Origin of the sequence: Paenibacillus agaridevorans, assembly GCF_003112455.1 — a bacterium.
Lineage (GTDB): Bacteria > Bacillota > Bacilli > Paenibacillales > Paenibacillaceae > Pristimantibacillus > Pristimantibacillus agaridevorans.
Map to the genome: position 1 here is coordinate 193,976 of NZ_BDQX01000430.1, position 16,133 is coordinate 210,108.

Consider the following 16,133-nt stretch of genomic DNA (forward strand, 5'->3'; position numbering starts at 1 on the left):
TTCAAACATACTTCTTTACTTACTATCTCTCATGTTTCGGCTGCCTCCCACTCCTTTTTTATCCGTTTAGTGATCCCTGGGTCATTTTCACTATAGAGGGAGCTTTCCAAAGGAACAATAGTCTCATTTCTGCCCATGCACCCTATTCTAAAATGCTTGGCCCGGCTAGAGAGACAAGCAGAAAACGGTTCATTTCGGGCGGAATAAAGTCATTTTTAGCAGAAAAGCCGCTTTACCGGGTACCGGCAAAACGGCTACTTAGCTAAAGATCATGATTGCTTGCAATCGAGAAATACTGTTTCAACTGATTAGCGAGTTCATCGTCGGATAAAGGATTACGATGCGTGTTTTCCAAGTAGATATGCTTTTCTGTTTCCGGCATGAGATATTCCTTATACCAGAGGAAGAAATCTGGACTGTCTCCATGCATCCGAATGTATCTTCGCAGCGTATCGACATTTTGCACTGTACTCGAAATGTTCGTCAGCCAGTCCGCCTGGTAGAAGTTCTTCCATTTCCCGTGCTCAGATTCTCGCAAGGCGGCAAGCCCTCTGCTATAACACCACAACGATTCAGAAGCGCAGACAAAGGCCTGCGGATATCGCTTAGCACCAAATTCTCGGTAAGCCCGGCAAAGCCAGTAGAAGCCCTCACTGCCTGACAGATGCAATTCTCCATGAAAACGCAATTGGTCGATAGCTCTGCGTCGGTCGTCCGCTCCCAGTTTAAAAAGCACGGAGTCACATAGGTTTAGCCATTTACTCCACTTACCGATTGCGGGCTCCAGACGCTTTTCAAAGCCTCTTACTTGATCGGCAAACGGAACTTCTCCCGTAGCCCATATTAATCTTGGATCCGGGTCCGCGTCATTCCCCTGCAGCCAGCGGCCTATGATCTGTCTAGCTGGGTGGTGGTAATACTCGTCGCCGGCGAGATCGTCTTCGTTAGGACCATAAGGAGTAGCTGATTCCGCATAGCTTCGGTAGAGATCAACCAGATCCTCATGTTGTTCGGAGTAATAACTGTTAACAAATCGCTCCAGATGCCGTTCAACCTCGATCTCGCCGGCAAGCCAAAGCTCCCGCATGATATCCAATGAATAGATGTGGGGACGGATGTTGCCGCTGTTCACGAGCACATATTCACTGGCTCTGGCTGCAAAGGCGCTCTCCATTTCTTGCTTCAGAAATGCGGCAGACCCCGGAAACAAGGTTAAATGATTGGATGCCTGTAAATCATGAAACGTTATATGATAATAGACGCCGTGTTTTCCGTCGTCATCTGTCGAAGGAAGCGAATGAACCCGATAATTCAGGTTATTGTGTCTTCGCGAAACCATCTTGCCGTAACCGTTATCCGCCCAAATCTTGATGACACCCTTCGGCAATTCGATATACCCGCCCTTATAAAGCTCGGAGATTTCGCCGTACAAAGCTACGCAGCAGACCGGGTTCGCTACCTTGCCGCTAATCATGTCGTATTGACGCTTAATGACTTTGCTGATCATGGCGCCGCGCTTCTCGGACGTATCGAATGAAGGATCGTTCATCCAGAACGGCGCATCACCTTGCCCGCGGAAGGACAATACCCACAACACCTTCCATTCCTTCTGCTCCTCGATCGCCTCATGCCATAAGCTCTCGAACAGCTCCGGCTCCTGCTGGTAGCTGGCCATTCGACCGGGAAAGGCTCTTAAGAACATTTCCGCGCCAAGAGGCTCCGCATGATGATGCGTGACCCAAAGGCCCATCTCTGCGGCAAGTTTATAATGTACGCCGTCTCTTGGCAGATCCGTGCCCGGTATGATCATATTTCCTCCGCAACGAAGCAGCGCTTCAAACACGGGCTCCCAAACTTCGCGACTCGGTGGGTAAGGTTTCTTCCATCCGATCAGGCATACTTCATCGTTCACGAACCAGCCACGGAAGCGAACCTTCGCCTCTGGCGAGTCGTAGCTGTCACATGAAATGAGGATTTCACTGCGTCGCTCGATCGTTTGGTCCATCCAAAACCAGAAGGGTTGAATGTCTAAGAACCGGCGAGTAAACTCCAATATGCCGTACACCATCCCAAGCTCATCGCGGCCGATAATCATCATTTGAACATGATTATTGACCTTACTGAAACGGTAACTGAAGGCCTCTGGCCGATTAGGGCAGTTATCTTGCTCTTCCGCTAACCGGATAATCAACCTGGCTTCATCCGACGACGCGACCGTTACGGGCTTTGTATCTAATACCTTTTCTAAGTCCCGTTGCAATATGCTTAACGTATATTGAAGCGGAGAATGAAGCTCGATCGCCGCATATATACATACGATTCCTTCCAGCTTTAATGGGTCAATCTGAGTCATATACCATCAACATCCTTTCATCAAATGTATGTCTACTATAAGAACTCAAGAGTGCATGGCACAATAGACTTTTTTCCGGACATGAGCCGCAATCCGAAAGGCTGTCCGAATTGTTGTTTCACAAAAAAAGTCCAGATGAAAGTATCTGGACGTTGACGATTTGACTATTCATTCGGTGTGCGGTCTATCAGAAGAGATTCCCGGTATTGCCCTGGAGAGAGGCCAACCATTTTTTTGAATACGCGTATGAAAGACGTGGGATTCGCATAACCCATCATTTCGGATATATATTGTACAGTCATATCGGTTTCCCTCAGCAATCTCTTGGCATAGTCGATTCGCAGTCCAATAAGAAATTCACTGAAATTTTGTCCGATGCTTTCCTTGAACAGCTGGCTCAAATATTTCGGACTGATCTGGAAACGGTCGCTGAGAAGCGTGAGAGAAAGATTGGGATCCATGAAATGCTCCGAGACGTAATCGCGGATCTCTCTCATCAGGGCGTTATGCCTCCGGCTTTGGGAGAACGTCTCGATATGCTCCGAGAGTTGCACCAATGTGACTACGAAATCCTGCTCCAGTTGACCCAGCGTGTCCAATTGTTCCGCTGCCGCAATGAGACGCGATTTCCCCTCTTGTTGCCACGATTTCATCGCCTCGGGCAATGCAGCGTCAAGCTCATATTCAAGATGAAAAATAAAGTAGTGCATGAGGCGGTTCACGTCATCCTTGCCCAGACGTTGAACGGTCATTTCATGAAATAAACGCTTAAGCTCATTCTGCCAGCCTGACTCCAACATACGGAGTTGGCGGACTATCGTGCGGATGATCTCGAGATATTCGAACCATTCTCCATTCGATTTTCCTGTCACTTCTATGGAGTCGATAATCTGATTGACTCCGACAGATACCTTGCGACTGACCGCCGCCTCAGCATCCTCGTAGGAACGGGCTATGGAAGCCTCATCATCAGCAGGAGTTCCGATGCCTATCGTCACTGTGAAGTCGAGATGTCCCTCTACCCATGAGCGAATTTGTTCCGAGAGGTGCAGAATACGATGCTCCAACCCGACGCTTTCTTTAGAGATCAAAAGAATGACAAGCTGATTTTTGGCGATCCACTCGACGACGACTTTTAGTCCGTTCTGCTCGGCTGTTTCAACCGCTACGCTGCTTACGATAAACTTAAACAGAGACTGGTCGCCCGGACTATATTTCAGCCCGAATTGCACATAATGATCAAGTTCAAGAAGCGCGACGATAAAGTGGCCAGACGAAAGTCCGAAATGCTGCCATTCCTGTTCCCAGGCGGACGGATCTTCTTTATACTCGCCCTTGAGGAGGATTTGCAAAAACTGTTGTCTCCGAATGACCATATGTTCTTGCTGCTGCTCCTGAAAGGTCATGTTTTTCGTAATCAACCGTTCGATTGCCTGGTCGATAAAAGCAAATTCGTTTCCCTTCCCTTTGGACTCCGCTGCTTTAATAGGAATGGAGAAACGTTCAATCCGGTGCAGAATGGATTCAATGGGCTTATAATGACGACGTGTGACATAGAACATAGAGCCAATCGCAAGAACAATAGCGCTTATTCCGAATAAGACCCACATCGTGCTACCGCGGAATAGAAAATCGAGCAGTTGCCCGCCTTTAATGCTAATCCGGTATGTCCATCCGGTATAATCCGACACGACGTCTGCACTGAGTCTGCTCCTGGTTGCAGGCGTTTGCCCGGTTTCAAAAAAAGAATTCCCCTTGGCATCATACAACTGCGCATCTGTAATCGTCCGGTCGATCATTTCCCCTATAAAGGAATGAAGCGATGCTATTTTAACATTAACGATCAGATACCCAAGACTTCCTGTATCACGCGGAACCTTGAACCCCAATGAAGTGACGCGAACCTTTGACGCGGAATGCTGGACTAGATTTTCTTTCAGACGAGGCGATGACCAAACTCCCGTATACGCCTGATCCAATACCCCTCTGACAAAAGCTTGATCCGCGAACTGATCTAACGGACGCAGATTGCTCTGATCCAGCACTTTGCCGTCCTGTGCCCGGTATAAATAAACGGAATCGATTAGACCATAACGAACCATCAGCTGGCTTAATGCATTCGATGCCTCAAAGTCCAATGTTTTATCCGATGGCGTTTCAAGAAACGGCTCCAAGCTGCCCCCCGTCCCGATCATTTTTTGCGTGTCCAACGAAATATTTTTAAGAGAGCTGTCAACCATGTTCGTAATATACTCGGCTGTCAAATGATTGGCTTGCAAGGCGTTTCTTACGTTAAATTGGTTGATAATCGCAAAAAAAATAAAGATCAGTACGCCGATTGTCATACACAGAATGGGTAGATATGAAAAAAGCATCCTCATAATATAGTTGTTGTTTATTTTCATATTTTCTCCATCCTTTTGTCCATAGAAATAGGGGCAAACCCCATCGATTTAAATGGGGTTTGCCTAGACATCCTTATTTCTCCATTTCTCGATAAGCCGCCAGACGCTCGTCCTGAATCGCTTGGCCGCCAAGCTTCATATACTCGGCTACGCCTCCATCAAAGATCTTGTCGAATTGGTCCGGTTTGGCCAGGACACTTTTCACTATGGTTTCATAGGCTTTCTCTTTAAGCGTATTTCCATATTTAATCTCTGCCTCTATTGGACGGTCGAAGCGCGGCATCGTATAACCGTCTTTAAGCGCGTTTCGGATTGATTGCTGAGCGACTTCCTCATAACCAGGGAATGCATAAGCAGCAGCCTCAATATTCTTATCAGTAGAACCAAAGTCTTTGCCGTTCGCAATAAGTGCGATATCGTTGTTATTGTAGAACGTCTTCTTCGCTTCGTCCGTGGCAATCGCTTTCGGGAATTCGTTCTCCAGTGTGTAATGCTCCCCTTCCATGCCGTTCTGAAGGGTAAAGAGAACGTCCTCTTGGGCCATCCAGTCCAAGTACTTAATAGCTTCTGCTGCATGTTTGCTTGTCTTCGGAATCATGATATGCATACCGATAGGATCGTAAATCGATTTAGGTGTCTTGCCTTCTTCGTCCGTGAATGGATCAATGGCTATATATTCTGCGCCCGGAACGTTCTGCTTGAGCGTATCGAACACTTTGCCCGGCGACATCAGGTTTTGATGAGCGGCAAGCGCAGTGAACGAACCGACGATGCCGTTGGCAATGTCGCTTTCGAATTGTTTTCCGTCTTTGTCCAAAGCGAAATCCGGATTAATAAGACCTTCTTGATTTAGCTTGTTCAAATAAAGCACGCCTTCTTTGTAGCCAGGCTTCGTAATTTCCGGTATATGACTCGACGTGGTCAAGGTATAAAATTGTTCGTCCGTCATCTTCTTCACGAAGGAATTGACCAATACGAACGGCGTCGTAATTGAAGTTCCGTTGATCGCGCTGAAATCATAAGGAATGACCTTGCCACCGGTTTGGCCAGGATCTTTCTCTTTAAACGCTTTTAACGTTTCATAGAATTGTTCGGTTGTTGTCGGAACCGGCAGTCCCAGCTTATCCAGCCAATCCTTGCGGATATAGGTTGACTGCGTGAACTGAAGAGGTCTCTTCGCCGGGATAGTGTACTGCTTTCCATTGAATACCCCGTAGTTCAGAACATCATCGCCAAGGAACTGCTTCAAGTTAGGCGCGTTCTCGATATGCGAAGTTAGATCGGTCAGGCCATCGTCTTTCACGTAATTGTAAATCGTATTCATGTCATAAGTAAATACTAAATCAGGAGCATCCCCTGTAGCCATCAACACATTTAACTTATCAACTTCTTGGTTACGAGGAACAGGCACAAATTCCAGCTTAATATTGTTGGGATCACCAAAGTTCTCTTGGATCCATTTCGTCCAGAAGTTGTCGGTAACGGGACCGGCACCAGCAGGTGCATTACCGCGGTCGAATACTTCGACTTTAAGAGTAACTTTCTCTTTGCTGGCACCTGACGTACTCTCCGGAGAGGCAGAATCCGTAGCATTGTTGTTCCCGTTCGAACCGCTGCACGCCGACAGCAGTGTCGCGAGGAGCATAACGGCTATCCATGTTGCAGACCATTTCTTTAGTTTTACTTGCATGTACAAATCCCCTTTTCGATAATGTGCCTTGCTATATGTTATCACCTTTTGCGAAGCAAAGGGATAAACCAAAATCATGTAACGGCATTCTAACCTTTAACCGCGCCAACCATAACGCCGGATACAAAGTAGCGTTGCAGCCAAGGATAAACGACTAGTATGGGTACCGTCGCGAACATAATGCTGGCCGCTTTGAGTCCCTCAGGCATGACTTCCGTTGCAATGGCGCCTTCCTGAGCGGTCAGATCGGTAACCATGCTATTCATGACGACTTGATACAGCTTTAATTGAATCGGGTACATTTCGGAATTGCTAATATAGAACAGTGCATCCATAAATCCGTTCCATCTGGATACAGCGTAAAATAAGCTTAGGGTCGCCAGAACGGGAAGCGAAAGTGGAAGCACAATTCGAATCAAGGTTCCAATATGCGAACTACCGTCCAGGTAGGCGGATTCTTCCAAGCTTTCTGGTATCGAAGTGAAGAAAGAACGCAAAATAATCAAGTTAAACGCGCTAATCATGCCTGGCAAAATAAGCGAAAGCATACTGTCCAGCATCCCCAATTCTTTGATTAGCAAATAATCCGGAATTAACCCGCCGCTGAAAAACATCGTAAAGACGATGATCATCATAAAAAACGAGCGACCTTTCAGTTGGCGCTTGGTTAACGGATAAGCCGCGCATATACTCATGATCATGCAGACCACGGTATATACAGCCGTTAGAACGATCGTAATACCCATTGAACGCAGCATCCTGGCGTCCTGGAATACAATTTTATAAGATTCCCAGTCCCATCCCACTGGAAAAATCGTCACCTGGTCGGATATAATCGCTTGCTTTGAACTGAGCGAAACGGCGATAATATGCAGGAACGGAACCAAACACATAAGCATGGCTATCCCAACAATGATCATGATCGCAATGTCCGATAACCGAATTCGTTTTAATTTTGCTGTGCTTGTATTTGTCATGCTCTCGCCCCCTACCATATTCCCTGTTCTCCAAAGCGCTTGGCAATGGAGTTAGCTATAACAACGAACACAAGTCCGACCAAGGCTTGGAACAATCCCATTGCTGTCGCAAGTGAGAATTGCGCGGACTGTAAGCCAGCTTTATAAACGAACGTACTGATAACCTCAGCATAATCCATAACAAGGGCATTACCCATAACGAACGGCCGTTCGAAACCAATCGTCATAATATGACCAAGTTGCATAATTAACATGACGACAATCGTAGGACGAATACCTGGAAGTGTAATATGCCACATTTTTTTCAGTCGACCTGCGCCGTCAACGTCCGCAGCTTCATATAAATCTCGACTAATTCCGGTCAAAGCTGCCAAATAAATGATTGTACCCCACCCGGCGCTGTGCCATATGCCCGTACCTAGATACACAAGCAGCCAATGATTTTTCTCTGTCAGGAATGGAATCGAATCGAATCCGAGAGCGTTCACCACGTTATTGACAAGACCGCCTTGATTGGAGAACATTTGGTACACTAGACCACCAATAATAATCCATGAAATAAAATGCGGTAAATAGAGAAGCGTCTGCGCACTCTTTTTGAACCAGACTACGCTCAACTCATTGAGAAGAAGAGCTAGAATAATGGGAGCTGGAAATGAAAATGCAAGATCCAGGAAGTTTAGCATTAACGTATTTCGAACGACTTCGTAAAACTGACTCATCCTGAACAGTTCCTTGAAGTTCTCAAAACCGATCCATTCGCTGCCCGTTACGCCTTTAAAAATGCTGTAATCCTGAAATGCAATGGCGGCACCGTACATCGGTACATACTTGAATAGAATAAAATAAGCGATTGGAAGAATGAGCAAAAGATACAGCTGGTAATCCTTCCATATCCCTGTTGCCTGCCGGCGTTTTACTAACGGCAGAGAATTGTTTGGTGCAGGTGTCGCTCTCCGATCCATTCGCTCAGCCCTTCTCTCTATGTTGTGTATCAGTCTGTTGGCTTGCTCACTGATGTTCAGGACCAAGTCGACTAACCACACTATACGAGAGCCGTACGTTATGGGACAATAGACTCTTTTCTTGCACATATTCCGAATTCCGAAAGCCTTGGTATGACTGGGTTTTAAGCTCAGTAGTCTTCGGTCATCGGAAAGGCTTTTAAAGTTTAAACGACTAATTAATAATAAAAGAATAAACAATATGAGGTATAAGGAAGGCAGTTTTTTAGGCCGAAAGATCTAAAATGAACTGCTCCCTGAGCATGCTATAGGAAACCGCTGAAAAAACATGAAACCCCGCCGAGGTCGACGGGGTTTCATGCTTTAGTAATCATTCTACTTATAGGTATTCCTTTAATCAGATTGCTCTTGTTTAATTAGAACTTAAGCGTCGCCAATGAGAGTGCGACCATCCATACTTCATATAATGTTGACAAGAAAATACCTTTAGGGGGCATTTTCAATATTTCTTGTAGTAATATGAACCGCCGTATTATTACCAGCATCAGTGCCAGTTATATTATAGCCAGCTTGAGTGTAGTGGAACGGGTCCTTCATCAATCCAGCTGCCGCCATTCCCGAAAATTTGGTAGAGACTAAAACCGCTTTCTCGTATGTATTGCAAAAAGCTGTTTGCGCCTGAATAATTGGAGCATAAAGCGTTGTATGATCTCGATGGTTTCCGATTTGAACGATATAACAGCTTTCGAGGCCGGCTTCTATCATGCCATCAACCATTGTCTTAAGCTTGATTGTATACTCTCCCTCTGACATCGCGTTATCACCATCCGTCTCACCTTGACACCAAACCATGAATTTATTTTTTATCGTATAGCCGTTTGCCGTGAGCCAATTATTGGCCGCATTAAATCTTGCAATTGCATCGTTTAGAAATGCCCCCTTCGGCTGCCATAAGTTGATTGAGGTTCCTCCCTTGGAACACGATACACCAACAATTGGACGTTGTGTAATTTTGTAATACCCTATAACAAAGGAAGAGATCATTGAACCCGTTTTTATTGATTCTGTAACACCGCTTATCGCATTGTTTTCATTTATTCCAAATGGTTCTTTTATGGGGTATAGCCTAGTCGGGTCAGATATCGCCCTAAACTCATAACCAAATCCACTTGGTACATCAGGCGCATCGGCAGCAGTCCCCCTGCCAGCCATATTGGATTGTCCCATGAACATGACTAAATCGACGTCGATCATTCTTTATTACCACCATCCTCTGAAAATTCTATCTCATTAATATAAGTTATATCTAATTTTTTGAAAAGCTATTGGTCTTTCGAAATTCTTACCACTCTTCTTGTCAATAAAAAACTATTCCCGAAACTTGACGAACTGCCGTTCTGGATTCTGATCCTTAGCCAAAACCCTGCCATATTTAAGCTTCATACTATTCCTCCATGATAATCGTCTCAAAATTTACTTAGATAAGAGGAAACGTTTCATTATTCAAATCATGGCATTTTGAAACGTAAAAACCAGGAAAAAAAACACGTCTCAAAAAGCATGCTTTTTGAGACGTCCTGGATTCAATTTGGGTTCATTTCAAATCCGAATAATCCGATATTTCTTCATAACTACTTTACAACATTAATTCCTAACAACACCAGAATCCCCATTCCAACAGCCCATACTACTATGGCAATCGTCTGCCAAATCATCACATATCGTTTCGATGCACCCGATGCGATACAAACTAAAGCCGCGATATGATCTCCTATCAACAAAGGACCTAGAAGCGACACTCCGGGAACACCGTACTTTTGGAATAGCTTCTGCCCGCGTTCTAGACGTTTATTGTGCTTTTCTTGTTTACGTTCAGAAGGTTTTCTTCTTTGCAGCCACTGCCTAACGCGATCACTAGCCAGGATAACAACCATAACCGAAATCCAGTTCCCGACGATTGCTGCTACGATCGTCAACACTGCTGGGAACCCGATCGCAATCCCTACAGGTACTGCAAAGTATCCTTCGATGAATGGGATCATTCCCACAATCATAACCCCAAAGAATTGTAATATCGGATTTGAATCTTGCAGCTGCTGCAAAAATTGTTCCAACTTGTCATCATCCTTTTCCAAGTCATACCTTTACTACCATCGATTACAATGGCGATGTTTAAATCTTATAAGCCTTCATAGCCTTACGAATCTCTTTCCACGAAGGACGTTTGCCGTACATCAGCACGCCCGTGCGGTAGATTTTAGCCGAGACGTATACCGACACGTAGATCGAGACGAGCAGGATGCCGAAGGATAGCAGCGTCTCCCACATCGCGACTTCCGTCAATCCCAAACGGAGCAGCATCGTAAACGGCGAGAACAACGGAATGTACGATGTAACGGTGACAAGCATGCTGTCCGGCGTGCTGATGCTGAAAATCGCAATGTAGAAGCCGGCAAGCGAGATAAAGGTCATTGGCATTACCGCTTGCCCGAGATCCTCCGTCCGGCTGACGATGGAACCTACTGCTGCGTACAGTGTCGCGAACAGGAAGAAACCTGTAAAGAAGAACAGTACGGCATAGATGATCAGAAGCGGATCCACAAGCGACAGATCGATGTCGAGATTGCCAAGCGCGCCTTTGTTATGCGGCATGGACGCGTTGCCCAGGATAACCGCGATGTAGAAGGCGACCTGGATGATGACGACGACGAACATGCCGAAGATTTTGCCGAACATCTGCTTGAGCGGCGAGACGCTCGTGATCAGAATTTCCATAACGCGTGAGCTCTTCTCCGCCGTAATTTCCGAAGCTATCATATTGCCGGAGGTCATAATGGCCATAAAGAGGAAGATGATCATCACGTAGACGACGCCCATATTTACGCCTTGCTCTTGCGGCGTTCGGCCAGATCCTTCATTGCCGCCTTCGCCCGTATAGATTTGGACCGTATCAATTTTGATCGGCGCGGATAGCTGTGCCATTTGTTCGTTCGAAAGTCCCGCATCCTTAAGAATGTTCGCCTGGCGAATGAGGATCAACGAGCCTTGAAGCGATTCCGTCATGCTGAATTCCATCAGCTTCTCGGATTTGTAAGTCATAACCGGGAATCCGTTATCCGTCAGCTCGGTGCCGAATTCCAGATATCCTTTGATTTCTCCGTCCTCGATGGCTTTCTTGAGCATGCTTTCGTTTGCTGCGGCATCGCCTTGGTCCTCGAACGGCACCATAACAATGCTCGGATTCTCTTGCGCTTCGTAGAAAGCCTTTAAGCTGTCGCCCGTGGACTGGTTATCCTCGCCCGCCATCTGGACGTAGCCCACATTTGTTGCTTTATCGCCTTTGTCGAACTGCTCGATGATATAAGGAAGATTAATGCCGATACTGATAACTAGCGCGATAATAAGCGTTGTAATAACAAATGCCTTGCCTTTGACCTTATTGCGGATCGTAAACCCTACTACCGTCCAGAAACTATTCATGACGATCACCCACCGTTCGGATAAAGATTTCGTTTAACGTCGGTTCCTTGATTTCAAAATGGTTCACGTTTGCTTGCTCCATCGCCAGCTTCAAAATTTCCGCCCCTGCCGACTCCATCGAGATCTGGATATCGTAGCCTTGTTCTGTCCTCGTGACGCCGGTAACGCCGGCTATTCTTTCGATGCCGCCGATTGCATTATCCGTGCCCAATATTACCCGTTCTCTCGGAAACCGCTTTTTGATTTCCTTCAGACTGCCCTTCAACACCGTGTTTGAGCGATGAAGAATCGTAATATTGCGGCACAGCTCCTCGACATGCTCCATGCGGTGCGTCGAGAACAAGATGCTCGTACCGGAATCGCGAAGCTCCTTGACGGTCGATTTCAACAGCTCTACGTTAACAGGGTCAAGTCCGCTGAACGCCTCGTCCATAATAACGATCTGAGGCTTATGATTTACCGCCGCGATAAACTGGATTTTTTGCTGGTTCCCTTTAGACAGCTCCTCGACCTTCTTGTTGTAGTATTCGGGAACCTCGAACTTCTCAAGCCAGTACTTGAGATTGCGATCGGCATCGCCTTTCGACATGCCGCGAAGCTGGGACAAATAAATGATCTGGTCGCTTACCTTCACCTTTGGATAGAGGCCTCGCTCCTCGGGCAAGTATCCGAGCTTGCTCAGCTGTTCATTGCTGTACGGTTTGCCGTTGTACAAAATCTTTCCTTCGTCGGGAAAGATCAGTCCCAGCACCATCCGCATCGTCGTCGTTTTGCCGGCGCCGTTTGCGCCAAGCAAGCCGTAGATTTCGCCTTCGCCCACTTCGAATGAGTTGTTGTTTACCGCCGTTTTGTCCGCGTATTGCTTCGTTACGTTCTCCACCACTAATGGCTTCATCTTCTCAATCCCCTCGCTTCGTTTGCTTTTGTTTCCAGCCCGATGCCATGCAGCAGAGCCGCCATAATTTCATCCAGCTCCATCGCGGATTTGCTTACGACAGTAAGTCCGGCGTCCGTACACCAGGCTTCGGCATCCTGCGCTTTACCTGTGGTGACGCGAAACGTGTGCATTCCCGCGAACTCAATGCCGGTTTGACCAGGCATATCGGCCAGATCCCTGGCGTCGATTCCTTCGCCGCTGACATAATAAGTGAACCAACTGCAAAATAATTCGTCTTTCTCGTAGAACCCCAGCACCTTGCCTTGCGCCATAAATACGATGAAATCCGCCAGCCGTTTCACTTCGTCCACGATATGGCTCGTCATTAATATGGTGCGGTCGCCTTGATCCATATGGCGGTGCAGCAGATCGATCATGATCTTCCAGGCCAACGGATCAAGTCCGGAAGAAGGTTCGTCGAGCAGCAGCAGCTCCGGGTTGTGAGCCAGCGCGAGCGCCAACTCCGTCTTCCTTCTCATTCCCTTGGACATATCGCCAAGCAGCTGATGATCATTAACCTGAAGGATACGAAGCAGCTCCTGATAGCGGAACAGATCCCATCCCTTGTACCAGAACCCGTTGATCTTTGCCTTGTCGCTCCCCTTGAGCCTCGACTCATGAGCATAGGGCTCCTCGGGGACATAACCGATATGCTGCTTGAGCGCATCATCGTCGCCGCTGCCGATTTCTTGGCCAAGCACCGTCACTTTGCCATGATCGGGCTTTGCCAGATCCAGCGCCATGCGGAACAATGTGCTTTTGCCGCTTCCGTTCGGTCCGACGATGGCGGTAATATAACCGCTTGGAATGTCCAGCGTTGTCGGCCCCAGCACGAAATCCGATTTCCGCACCGATACGTTTTCGAATGAAATCGCGGTTTCCGCCTTCCAATCGCTCATGATTGTTCTCCTCCCGGATCGTAATGTTTGCGTACCGCTTCGCGGAACAGCCCTTCGAGCTCCTCCTCCGAGCATTGCACCCGCTTGCCGGCTGCGACGGCTTGGTCCAGCGCTTCGATTACGACGGACAACCGATGTTTGTCGCGCTCCTGTTCGCCGACCTTGGCCACATAAGTGCCGGTGCCTTGCCGCGTTCGGAGCAGTCCCTCCGTCTCCAGATCGCTGTACACCCGCTTGACGGTAATGACGCTGCATTTGACTGTCTGGGCCAGTTCCCGGATGGAAGGTAACAAGGTGTCTTCTTCAAGCTGGCCGCTTACAATAAGCGCTCTAAGCTGGACTTTTATTTGATGATACAACGGTTCCGCGCTTTGTTCGTTAATTTGGATGGGCAGCCTCACTTGATTTCACCCGCCTTTTTCCTTCACTTGGATAAGTCGCGCTCTCTTAATCTTTTCTCGATACTCCGAAGTCCTAGCGGGATGCAGACGGCCGAGATCGCAATTGCCCCGGTCGGCAGCCACCATCCGCCGTTAAGCACCGTATTGTAGCTGTTGACCAACACGCTTTCCTTCGTCCATATCGTAATGCCGACCAACGCTCCGATCGCTCCGAAAGTAAGCAGCATGCAATACCAGAAGTAGGTTTTCCCTTTGTAGCCGATCTCTACGTACAAGTACAAGAAACCCGCAACCATCGTGTAGAATATCCAGAAGATCGCAAATTGCAAGAACGCTTGAAACTCGAAGCTGGGATTTATGAAATGAACGCTGAAATAAAAGCCGGTAAAAAACAGGATCATGCACGGCAGCGACACCGTCAGGTAAAGCAAGAACTTGCCGAGTGCGATCTGTCCTAGCGATATCGGCAATGTCCTCCAAACTTCGAGCTTCTTCGTATACATATCCGACTTCCAGTAAAAATTAGCCTGCGTCCCCATCATTCCCAGACAGGGAAACAACAGCAGCGCATACAAGTCGATACCCCAGTAGGAGAATACTGCTGCTTCCCCGTTCAGCCCGTCACTGAAGAACGGCACCATGAACAATAGCATCACTCCGACGAACAGCACCGGCATGATGAACTTCCATCTTGCCCACAACAACTCGCTTCTTACCAAGAACCAAGCGCCCTTCCATTTCCCCATGATTCTCTTGCCTCCCGAACCCAACATCATTCTAACTGCTAAAAATGCCGCTCAAGCGACTGTGTTTATGTACTGTATATATCTATATACACAGTATATTCACGGTAACAGTGGCTGTCAAGCACTGGGACGAAAAAACTAAAATTCTTTGTACACAGCAAAAAAACCTCTACTCCAGTCGTTTGCAACGACCAAAATAAAGGTTATAGCGGCATTTTCATTTGCCCCAAAGCAGCCAGGACAGCTTGATCTTTCTTGTGAGATAGACAATGGCGAAAGATAGTCCAAGCATCGTGACAAGCAGCGAGATGACATATACATGGTAGTAGGCGCTGCCAAGCTCCTGTTTAAACAGCTTGCCCATGACCGTCTGGATCGCCGGATGAATGAAGTAGATACCGAATGAGGCTGATCCCAGGGCCATCAGCCAGGGGAGAATACGAGCCTTTTGATCCACCATTATTTTGCCGCCCCAGATGAGGCTGATCCCGATTAACACAGCATATAGGCTGTACATAATCATGTACGCAGGCATCGGGTAGATCGCGCCGGCTTGCGACGAAAACACGAATAACAAATACATGAACCCGACCAGCAAGGCCAAAGGTCCTGTCCATGCCACATGTCTCCAGCGCTCCGCGAACTTGCCATAACGCATTCCAATGGCGGCTCCAATGCCGAATACAGCGAAGTAATTCCAGATCAATGTCGCCTTATGTTCGAACAAATACACTTCGTGATGGATGTACAGGAACACGCTTTGGATCAGGATGGCCAGCACCGCCATATGCCATGCTTTAAGCTTTAGCCATTGTACGAGCCCCATCAGCAAGGGGAATATCAAGTACAACTGAATGATAATCGACATGAAATACAAGTGATAGCTTGCGTCCCCCCACAACAACATCTTGAGGAACAGCTCGGGATCGAATTCGAGCGGCTGGCGATAGGCGATCCGGTTAAAGAAATAATAGAACGCCGACCAGACCAAATAGGGAATCACGACAAACTTTAGCCGTTTCTTATAGAAGGCCAGCGCCTGCCCCATACTCCAGTCGTCATGATAACGATAGAAGAGCACCAGGCCGCTCAGCATGAGAAACAGCGGTACGGCGAACATGCTTAAACTATTCGCGACATAATAGAAAGGGGCCGACAAGCTGCCCCATGGCACCTCCGTACGGGGCGTGGCTGTCGCGTGGATCAATACAACGGCAATGATAGCAATGGCGCGCACGAAATGAATCTCGACAATATTGGCTTTTTTGTTTGACATAGCC

General features: G+C 47.4%; 13 protein-coding genes. All 13 read right to left on the reverse strand.

Features of this window, described 5'->3' with window-relative positions:
* Positions 1–262 precede the first annotated feature (262 nt).
* Positions 263–2,353, reverse strand: coding sequence for a glycosyl hydrolase 115 family protein (locus tag PAT3040_RS32970; protein WP_108996002.1), 2,091 nt, complete (start codon positions 2,351–2,353; stop codon positions 263–265).
* Positions 2,354–2,517: 164 nt separating this feature from the next.
* On the reverse strand, positions 2,518–4,758 hold the full coding sequence (locus PAT3040_RS32975) for a helix-turn-helix domain-containing protein (RefSeq protein ID WP_108996003.1): 2,241 nt from the start codon (positions 4,756–4,758) through the stop codon (positions 2,518–2,520).
* A gap of 73 nt (positions 4,759–4,831) precedes the next feature.
* The gene (locus tag PAT3040_RS32980; RefSeq protein ID WP_108996076.1) at positions 4,832–6,448 is read right to left on the reverse strand and encodes an extracellular solute-binding protein; all 1,617 of its coding nucleotides are present in this window, start codon (positions 6,446–6,448) and stop codon (positions 4,832–4,834) included.
* Positions 6,449–6,537: 89 nt separating this feature from the next.
* A complete protein-coding gene (locus tag PAT3040_RS32985; protein ID WP_108996077.1) occupies positions 6,538–7,425 on the reverse strand; it encodes a carbohydrate ABC transporter permease in 888 nt (295 codons plus the stop codon).
* An 11-nt stretch (positions 7,426–7,436) separates the two neighbouring features.
* Positions 7,437–8,390 (reverse strand): ABC transporter permease, encoded by a 954-nt coding sequence (locus PAT3040_RS32990; protein WP_108996004.1) that lies wholly within the window; start codon positions 8,388–8,390, stop codon positions 7,437–7,439.
* A gap of 486 nt (positions 8,391–8,876) precedes the next feature.
* On the reverse strand, positions 8,877–9,644 hold the full coding sequence (locus PAT3040_RS32995) for a sialate O-acetylesterase (RefSeq protein WP_181376992.1): 768 nt from the start codon (positions 9,642–9,644) through the stop codon (positions 8,877–8,879).
* Between the two features lie 377 nt (positions 9,645–10,021).
* The gene (locus PAT3040_RS33000; protein ID WP_146200626.1) at positions 10,022–10,504 is read right to left on the reverse strand and encodes a small multi-drug export protein; all 483 of its coding nucleotides are present in this window, start codon (positions 10,502–10,504) and stop codon (positions 10,022–10,024) included.
* Positions 10,505–10,562: 58 nt separating this feature from the next.
* Positions 10,563–11,870 (reverse strand): ABC transporter permease, encoded by a 1,308-nt coding sequence (locus PAT3040_RS33005; RefSeq protein WP_108996006.1) that lies wholly within the window; start codon positions 11,868–11,870, stop codon positions 10,563–10,565.
* Positions 11,863–12,765: an ABC transporter ATP-binding protein gene (locus tag PAT3040_RS33010; RefSeq protein WP_108996007.1), complete on the reverse strand. Its 903-nt coding sequence runs from the start codon at positions 12,763–12,765 to the stop codon at positions 11,863–11,865. The genes PAT3040_RS33005 and PAT3040_RS33010 overlap by 8 nt, the downstream gene beginning before the upstream one ends.
* Positions 12,762–13,706 (reverse strand): ABC transporter ATP-binding protein, encoded by a 945-nt coding sequence (locus PAT3040_RS33015; protein ID WP_108996008.1) that lies wholly within the window; start codon positions 13,704–13,706, stop codon positions 12,762–12,764. Before PAT3040_RS33015 ends, PAT3040_RS33010 begins: the two co-directional genes overlap by 4 nt.
* A complete protein-coding gene (locus PAT3040_RS33020) occupies positions 13,703–14,107 on the reverse strand; it encodes a GntR family transcriptional regulator (RefSeq protein ID WP_108996009.1) in 405 nt (134 codons plus the stop codon). Before PAT3040_RS33020 ends, PAT3040_RS33015 begins: the two co-directional genes overlap by 4 nt.
* A gap of 23 nt (positions 14,108–14,130) precedes the next feature.
* The gene (locus tag PAT3040_RS33025) at positions 14,131–14,853 is read right to left on the reverse strand and encodes a hypothetical protein (protein WP_108996010.1); all 723 of its coding nucleotides are present in this window, start codon (positions 14,851–14,853) and stop codon (positions 14,131–14,133) included.
* A 217-nt stretch (positions 14,854–15,070) separates the two neighbouring features.
* On the reverse strand, positions 15,071–16,129 hold the full coding sequence (locus PAT3040_RS33030; protein ID WP_108996011.1) for an acyltransferase: 1,059 nt from the start codon (positions 16,127–16,129) through the stop codon (positions 15,071–15,073).
* Positions 16,130–16,133 lie beyond the last annotated feature (4 nt).